This is a genomic window from Rugamonas violacea (assembly GCF_016461825.1).
GTDB lineage: Bacteria > Pseudomonadota > Gammaproteobacteria > Burkholderiales > Burkholderiaceae_D > Rugamonas.
Genome location: NZ_JAEMNU010000058.1, coordinates 26,637 through 34,029 on the forward strand (window position 1 = coordinate 26,637; position 7,393 = coordinate 34,029).

The following is a 7,393-nucleotide window of genomic DNA, read 5'->3' on the forward strand; positions in this document are numbered from 1 at the left end:
GACCAAGTTAATTGCATGGATCGGATGAATCATGGACCGCATCACTTCCGCCCAGGTGTTTGTCGCCATCGCCGAGCGCGGCAGCATGATCGCCGCCGCCGACGCCCTCGACATGTCGCGCGCCATGGTGACGCGCTATCTGGCGCAGATGGAGGACTGGGCCGGGGCCCGCCTGCTGCACCGCAGCACGCGCCGCCTCAGCCTGACCGACGCCGGCGAGCGCACCCTGGCGCGCTGCCGCGCCATGCTCGAACTGGCCGACGCCATCGAGGTCGGCCCCAGCGACGAAGCCGACACGCCGCGCGGCCTGCTGCGCATCACCTGTTCGCAGTCGCTGGCGCAGGCGGCGCTGGCCGGCGCCGTCAGCGACTATCTGCGGCGCTACCCGCACACCTCGATCGACTTGCAGGTCAACAACCGCGCCGTCAACCTGGTCGAGCAGCGCATCGACCTGGCGCTGCGCATCACCAACGCGCTGGAGCCGAACCTGATCGCCCGCCAGCTGGGCAACTGCGCCTCGGTGGTCTGCGCCGCGCCGGCCTACCTGGCGGCGCGCGGCACGCCGCTGCGGGCCGCGGACCTGGCCGGCCACAATTGCCTGACGTATAGCTATTTCGGCAAGAGCCTGTGGCAGTTCAGCCATGCCGGCGAGAGCTTGTCGGTGCCGGTCAGCGGCAACCTGTCGGCCAACGAAGATTTGGTGCTGCTGGCGGCGACGGTGGAGGGCGCCGGCGTCTCGCTGCAGCCGCTGTACTCGGCGGCGCCGCTGATCGCCGGCGGCCGGCTGGTCGCGCTGCTGCCCGACCACCTGCCGCAGCAGATGGGCATTTACGGCATCTACACCTCGCGCCAGCACCTGCCGCCGGCGCTGCGCGCCATGCTCGACCATCTGCTGGCCTGGTTCGCCGGCCATCCGAGCTGGCTGGCGCACAGCGGCGGGGCGGGCGGGTGATGGGAGGTGATAGGGGGTGGTATGGGGTGGTATGGGGCGGTGTGGGGGGCGGCGCACGATTCATTGAATCCATGCCAATATTGACGCTGAAAGCGCGCCTGCTGGCGGCCTCGGCAAAACAATTATCGGTGCAATGTGTTCGCACAATTGGTTGTTGGGATACAATACCGCGTGCTATCCTGAATGACCGTATTTATAGTATTGAACGAAACATAGCCCTTCCCCACAACTTGATGTGCAATCCGCTAACCGGTCAGGCCGTGTCGCGGAAGGTTAGATTAACCCGCTAATCTCGCGAAGCGCGAAGAAAGGTGAGCAATATGATGCAACAACATTCGTCCAACTCCTACCTGTTTGGTGGGAACGCACCGTACGTCGAAGACCTGTACGAAGCGTATCTCAACAACCCGGGTTCCGTGCCAGACAACTGGCGCGCCTACTTCGACGCCATGCAACACGTGCCGGCCGTCGATGGTTCCAACAAGCCGGACGTCGGCCACGCCAACGTCATCGCCTCCTTCGCCGAACGCGCCAAAGCCGGTCCGATCCGCACCGTGGTCGCCTCCGCCGACGCCGAAATGGGCCGCAAGCGCGTCGCCGCGACCCAGCTGATCGCCGCCTACCGCTACCTGGGCACCCACTGGGCCAATCTGGACCCGCTGCAACGCCAGGAGCGTCCGTCGATCCCGGAACTGGAGCCGAGCTTCTACGGCTTCACCGATGCCGACATGGACATCGTCTTCAACATCAGCAACACCTATTTCGGTCCTGAAACCGCGACCCTGCGCGACCTGATCAACTTCCTGCGTGACACCTACACCCGTTCGATCGGTGCCGAGTTCATGTACATCTCCGACCCGGCCGAAAAGCGCTGGCTGCAGGAAAAGCTGGAATCGATCCGCTCGACCCCGAGTTTCACCCCCGAGAAGAAGATCCACATCCTCGACCGCCTGACCGCCGCCGAAGGCCTGGAACGCTATCTGCACACCAAATATGTCGGCCAGAAGCGCTTCTCGCTCGAAGGCGGCGAGACCTTCATCGCCTCGATGGACGAAACCATCCAGCGCGCCGGCGAAAAAGGCGTGCAGGAGATCGTCATCGGCATGGCCCACCGCGGCCGTCTGAACGTGCTGGTCAACACCCTGGGCAAGGCGCCGCAGGAGCTGTTCGAAGAGTTCGAAGGCAAGCACGGCGACGACCTGCCGGCCGGCGACGTCAAGTACCACCAAGGTTTCTCCTCCGACATCTCCACCGCCGGCGGCCCGGTCCACCTGTCGCTGGCCTTCAACCCTTCCCACCTGGAGATCGTCAACCCGGTGGTCGAAGGCTCGGTCAAGGCCCGCATGGACCGTCGCGGCGACAAGGAAGGCGCGCAAGTGCTGCCGATCCTGGTGCACGGCGACGCCGCCTTCGCCGGCCAGGGCGTGGTGATGGAAACCTTGAACCTGGCCCAGACCCGCGGCTACGGCACCGGCGGCACGGTGCACATCGTCATCAACAACCAGATCGGTTTCACCACCTCGGACCCGCGCGATTCGCGCTCGACCCTGTATTGCTCGGACGTCGTCAAGATGATCGAGGCACCGGTGCTGCACATCAACGCCGATGATCCGGAAGCCGTGGTGTTGGCGACCCAGATCGCGCTCGACTACCGCATGGAGTTCAAGAAGGACATCGTCCTCGACATCATCTGCTACCGCAAACTGGGCCACAACGAACAGGACACCCCCGCGCTGACCCAGCCGCTGATGTACAAGAAGATCGGCCAGCACCCGGGCACCCGCAAGTTGTACGCGGACAAGCTGGTGGCGCAGGGCGTGATCCCGGCCGACGGCGGCGAGAAAATGGTCGCCGCCTTCCGCGACGCCATGGACGCCGGCAAGCACACGGTCGACCCGGTGATCTCCAACTTCAAGAACAAGTACGCCGTCGACTGGCTGCCTTTCCTGAACCGCAAGTGGACCGACAGCGCCGACACGGCCGTGCCGATGACCGAGCTGAAACGCCTGGCCACCCGCATCACCACCGTGCCGGAAGACTTCAAGGTCCACTCGCTGGTCGAGAAGGTGCTGGGCGACCGCGCCACCATGGGCCGCGGCGAAATGAACCTGGACTGGGGCATGGGCGAACACCTGGCCTACGCCTCGCTGGTGTCGTCCGGCTACGCCATCCGCCTGACCGGCCAGGATGCCGGCCGCGGCACCTTCGTCCACCGCCACGCCGTGCTGCACGACCAGAACCGCGAGAAGTGGGATGCCGGTTCGTACGTGCCGCTGTGCAACGTGTCGGACAGCCAGGCGCCGTTCACCGTGATCGACTCGGTGCTGTCGGAAGAGGCCGTGCTGGCCTTCGAATACGGCTACGCCAGCGCCGAACCGAACACCCTGACCATCTGGGAAGCCCAGTTCGGCGATTTCGCCAACGGCGCCCAAGTGGTGATCGACCAGTTCATCAGCTCCGGCGAAGTGAAGTGGGGCCGCGCCTGCGGTCTGGTGATGATGCTGCCGCACGGCTACGAAGGCCAGGGTCCGGAGCATAGCTCGGCCCGTCCCGAGCGTTTCCTGCAACTGTGCGCCGACAACAACATGCAAGTGGTCCAGCCGACCTCGGCATCGCAGATCTTCCACGTGCTGCGCCGCCAGATGGTGCGCCAGTTCCGCAAGCCGCTGGTGATCCTGACGCCGAAGTCGCTGCTGCGCAACAAGGACGCCGGTTCGCCGCTGACCGACCTGGCCAAGGGCGTGTTCCACACCGTCATCGGCGAAGTGGACGAGAAGATCGACGCCAAGAAGGTCAAGCGCGTCGTCGCCTGCTCGGGCAAGGTCTACTACGACCTGGTCAACGCCCGCAAAACGCGCGGCCAGACCGACACGGCGATCATCCGCGTCGAACAGCTGTATCCGTTCCCGCACAAGTCGTTCGCCGCCGAGCTGAAGAAGTTCCCCAACCTGGCCGAAGTGGTCTGGGCGCAGGACGAGCCGCAGAATCAGGGCCCATGGTTCCAGATCCAGCACAACATCTTCGAGAGCATGGAGTCCGGTCAGCGCCTGGCCTACGCCGGTCGCCCGGCGTCGGCTTCGCCGGCGGTCGGTTACTACGACAAGCACTATGCGCAGCAGAAGGAACTGTTGGAAACGGCGTTCTCCAAGCTCAAGGGTTTCATCCTCACCAAATAACGACGGAGCGCCGCGCAGCCCAGGCTGACGCGGCGCCGCGATTACAAAACAAACACGGAGTTTTACATGGCACAAATCGAAGTTAAAGTACCCCAGTTGTCGGAATCGGTCGCCGAAGCGACCATGCTCACTTGGCACAAGAAGATCGGCGAAGCCGTCGCCCGCGACGAGAACCTGATCGACATCGAAACCGACAAGGTGGTGCTGGAACTGCCGGCCCCGGTCGCCGGCGTCATCGTGCAAATCATCAAGGGTGACGGCGCCACCGTCGTCGCCGGCGAAATCATCGCCATCATCGACACCGAAGGTTCGGCCAAGGTCAGCCCGATGGAAGTGTCGACCCTGCCGGTCGCCGCGCCAGCCGCCGCCCCGGCCGCCGCCAACAAGGGCGACGTCGCCATGCCGGCCGCCGCCAAGATCCTGTCGGAAGCCAACCTGAGCGCCGCGCAAGTGGCCGGCTCCGGCAAAGACGGCCGCGTCACCAAGGGCGACGCCCTGGCCGCCGTGGCGCTCAAGCCCGCCGCGCCGGCGCCGCTGGCGCCGGTGGCCGCCAAACCGGCGTTGCAGCAAGTGGCCGCGCCTAGCGCCGCCAGCCTGGGCGAGCGTCCGGAAGAGCGCGTGCCGATGAGCCGCCTGCGCGCCCGTATCGCCGAGCGTCTGATCCAGTCGCAATCGACCAACGCCATCCTGACCACGTTCAACGAAGTGAACATGGCGCCGGTGATGGAACTGCGCAACAAGTACAAGGACAAGTTCGAGAAAGAGCACGGCGTCAAGCTGGGCTTCATGTCCTTCTTCGTCAAGGCGGCCGTCGCGGCGCTGAAGAAATACCCGATCATCAACGCCTCGGTCGACGGCAACGACATCGTCTACCACGGTTACTTCGACATCGGCATCGCCGTCGGTTCGCCGCGCGGCCTGGTGGTGCCCATCCTGCGCAACGCCGACCAGATGTCGATCGCCGAAATCGAGAAGAAGATCGGTGAATTCGGCGCCAAGGCCAAGGACGGCAAGCTGACGCTGGACGACCTGACCGGCGGCACCTTCTCGATCTCCAACGGCGGCACCTTCGGCTCGATGCTGTCGACCCCGATCATCAACCCGCCACAGTCGGCCATCCTGGGCGTGCACGCCACCAAGGACCGCGCCGTGGTCGAAAACGGCCAGATCGTCATCCGCCCGATGAACTACCTGGCGATGTCCTACGACCACCGCATCATCGACGGCCGCGAAGCCGTGTTGGGCCTGGTCGCCATGAAGGAAGCGCTGGAAGATCCGGCCCGCCTGCTGCTGGACCTGTAATTTCGACGTCGTCATCAGTCCAACCAGCGCCGCCGTCGCCGCGGCGGGCCTTCGGGTCCGCCGCGCGCCGCGCGGCGTGGCTTTTCAAGAGAGGTCAAGCATGAACGTCTCCGAAGAAATCAAACGTTTGCACGAACTGAACCAGGCCGGCGCCTTGTCGGACGAGGAATTCGCCCAAGCCAAGGCGCGCCTGCTCAACGGTCCCGCGCTGAACAAGGGCGGCGATACCGGCGGCGGCGGCGAGCTGGCGCGGGAATTCAAGCGCCTGCGCCGCTCCGCGCGCGACCGCTGGCTGGGCGGCGTCTGCGGCGGCCTGGGGCTGGCCTCCGGCATGGAGTCGTGGATCTGGCGCTTGATCTTCGTGCTGTTCACGCTGTCGTTCGGCTTCGGACTGGTGATTTACCTACTGTTATGGATCTTCGTCCCGGACGAAGAACTGATTGGGAACTAAAAAATGAGCACAACTAAACAATTCGACGTCGTCGTCATCGGTGGCGGCCCAGGCGGCTACATCGCGGCCATCCGCGCGGCCCAGCTGGGCTTCTCGGTCGCCTGCGTCGACGCGGCGGAAAACGCCAAGGGCGGCCCGGCCCTGGGCGGCACCTGCACCAACGTCGGTTGCATCCCGTCGAAGGCGCTGCTGCAATCGTCCGAGCACTACGAGCACGCCGGCCACTCCTTCGCCGACCACGGCATCGACGTCGCCGGCCTCAAGCTGAACCTCGGCCAGATGCTCAAGCGCAAGGACAGCATCGTCAAGCAGAACAACGACGGCATCGTTTTCCTGTTCAAAAAGAACAAGGTGACCTTCTTCCACGGCCGCGCCAGCTTCGCCGGCGCCGCCACCGCCGAAGGCTATCCGCTGAGCGTCTCGGCGCCGGCCAATGAAACCATCAGCGCCAAGCACGTCATCGTGGCGACCGGTTCCAACGCGCGCGAACTGCCGGGCGCGCCGTTCGACGAGAAACTGATCCTGTCGAACACCGGCGCCCTGGCGATCGACGCCGTGCCGGCCAAGCTGGGCGTGATCGGCGCCGGCGTCATCGGTCTGGAAATGGGCAGCGTCTGGCGCCGCCTGGGTTCCGACGTGACCGTGCTGGAAGGCCTGCCGGTGTTCCTCGGCGCGGTCGACGAGCAGATCGCCAAGGAAGCCGGCAAGCTGTTCGCCAAGCAAGGCTTGAACATCAACCTCGGCTGCAAGATCGGCCAGATCACGCCGGGCAAGAACAACGTTTCGGTGGCCTACGAGAACGCCAAGGGCGAGGCGCAGACCGCCGTGTTCGACAAGCTGATCATCTCGATCGGCCGCACGCCGAACACCAACGGCCTGGCCGCCGACAAGGTCGGCCTGCAACTCGACGAGCGCGGCTTCGTCGCCGTCGACGGCGACTGCAAGACCAACCTGCCGAACGTGTGGGCGGTGGGCGACGTGGTGCGCGGCCCGATGCTGGCGCACAAGGCGGAAGAAGAGGGCGTTGCCGTGGCCGAGCGTATCGCCGGCCAGCACGGCCACACCAACTTCAACACGATTCCTTGGGTTATCTACACCTCGCCGGAAATCGCCTGGGTCGGTCAGACCGAGCAGCAACTCAAGGCCGCCGGTATCGCCTACAAGGCGGGCACCTTCCCGTTCATGGCCAACGGCCGCGCCCGCGCGCTGGGCGACACCTCGGGCATGGTGAAGTTCCTGGCCGACGCCACCAGCGACGAGATCCTCGGCGTGCACATCATCGGACCGATGGCTTCCGAGCTGATCGCCGAGGCCGTCGTGGCGATGGAATTCAAGGCTTCGGCCGAGGACATCGCGCGCATCTGCCACGCCCACCCGTCGCTGTCGGAAGCGACCAAGGAAGCCGCGTTGGCGATCGACAAGCGCACCTTGAACTTCTAAGGTGGTTTGAAGGAAGCCCGAGCGCCGTTGTCCACGCAAAACCCTGGGGCGTGAACCTGGGGTCGGACCCGC

At 65.1% G+C, this 7,393-nt stretch carries 5 protein-coding genes; all 5 read left to right on the forward strand.

What is annotated here, in order from left to right; translation table 11 throughout:
- The first annotated feature begins 31 nt into the window (after positions 1 to 31).
- The 5 genes from H7U20_RS12335 to lpdA all read left to right on the forward strand — a co-directional run bounded on the left by H7U20_RS12335 (position 32) and on the right by lpdA (position 7,321).
- A complete protein-coding gene (locus H7U20_RS12335) occupies positions 32 to 952 on the forward strand; it encodes a LysR family transcriptional regulator (RefSeq protein WP_199759448.1) in 921 nt (306 codons plus the stop codon).
- Between the two features lie 320 nt (positions 953 to 1,272).
- Entirely contained in the window at positions 1,273 to 4,128 is a 2,856-nt protein-coding gene (locus H7U20_RS12340; protein WP_199759449.1) for a 2-oxoglutarate dehydrogenase E1 component, read from the forward strand.
- 66 nt (positions 4,129 to 4,194) lie between these two features.
- Positions 4,195 to 5,430, forward strand: coding sequence for a 2-oxoglutarate dehydrogenase complex dihydrolipoyllysine-residue succinyltransferase (gene odhB, locus H7U20_RS12345; RefSeq protein ID WP_199759450.1), 1,236 nt, complete (start codon positions 4,195 to 4,197; stop codon positions 5,428 to 5,430).
- A gap of 100 nt (positions 5,431 to 5,530) precedes the next feature.
- Positions 5,531 to 5,881: a PspC domain-containing protein gene (locus H7U20_RS12350; protein WP_199759451.1), complete on the forward strand. Its 351-nt coding sequence runs from the start codon at positions 5,531 to 5,533 to the stop codon at positions 5,879 to 5,881.
- 3 nt (positions 5,882 to 5,884) lie between these two features.
- Positions 5,885 to 7,321 carry a dihydrolipoyl dehydrogenase gene (gene lpdA / locus H7U20_RS12355; protein WP_199759452.1) on the forward strand — a complete coding sequence of 479 codons (1,437 nt, stop codon included), beginning with the start codon at positions 5,885 to 5,887 and terminating at the stop codon, positions 7,319 to 7,321.
- Positions 7,322 to 7,393: the final 72 nt, after the last annotated feature.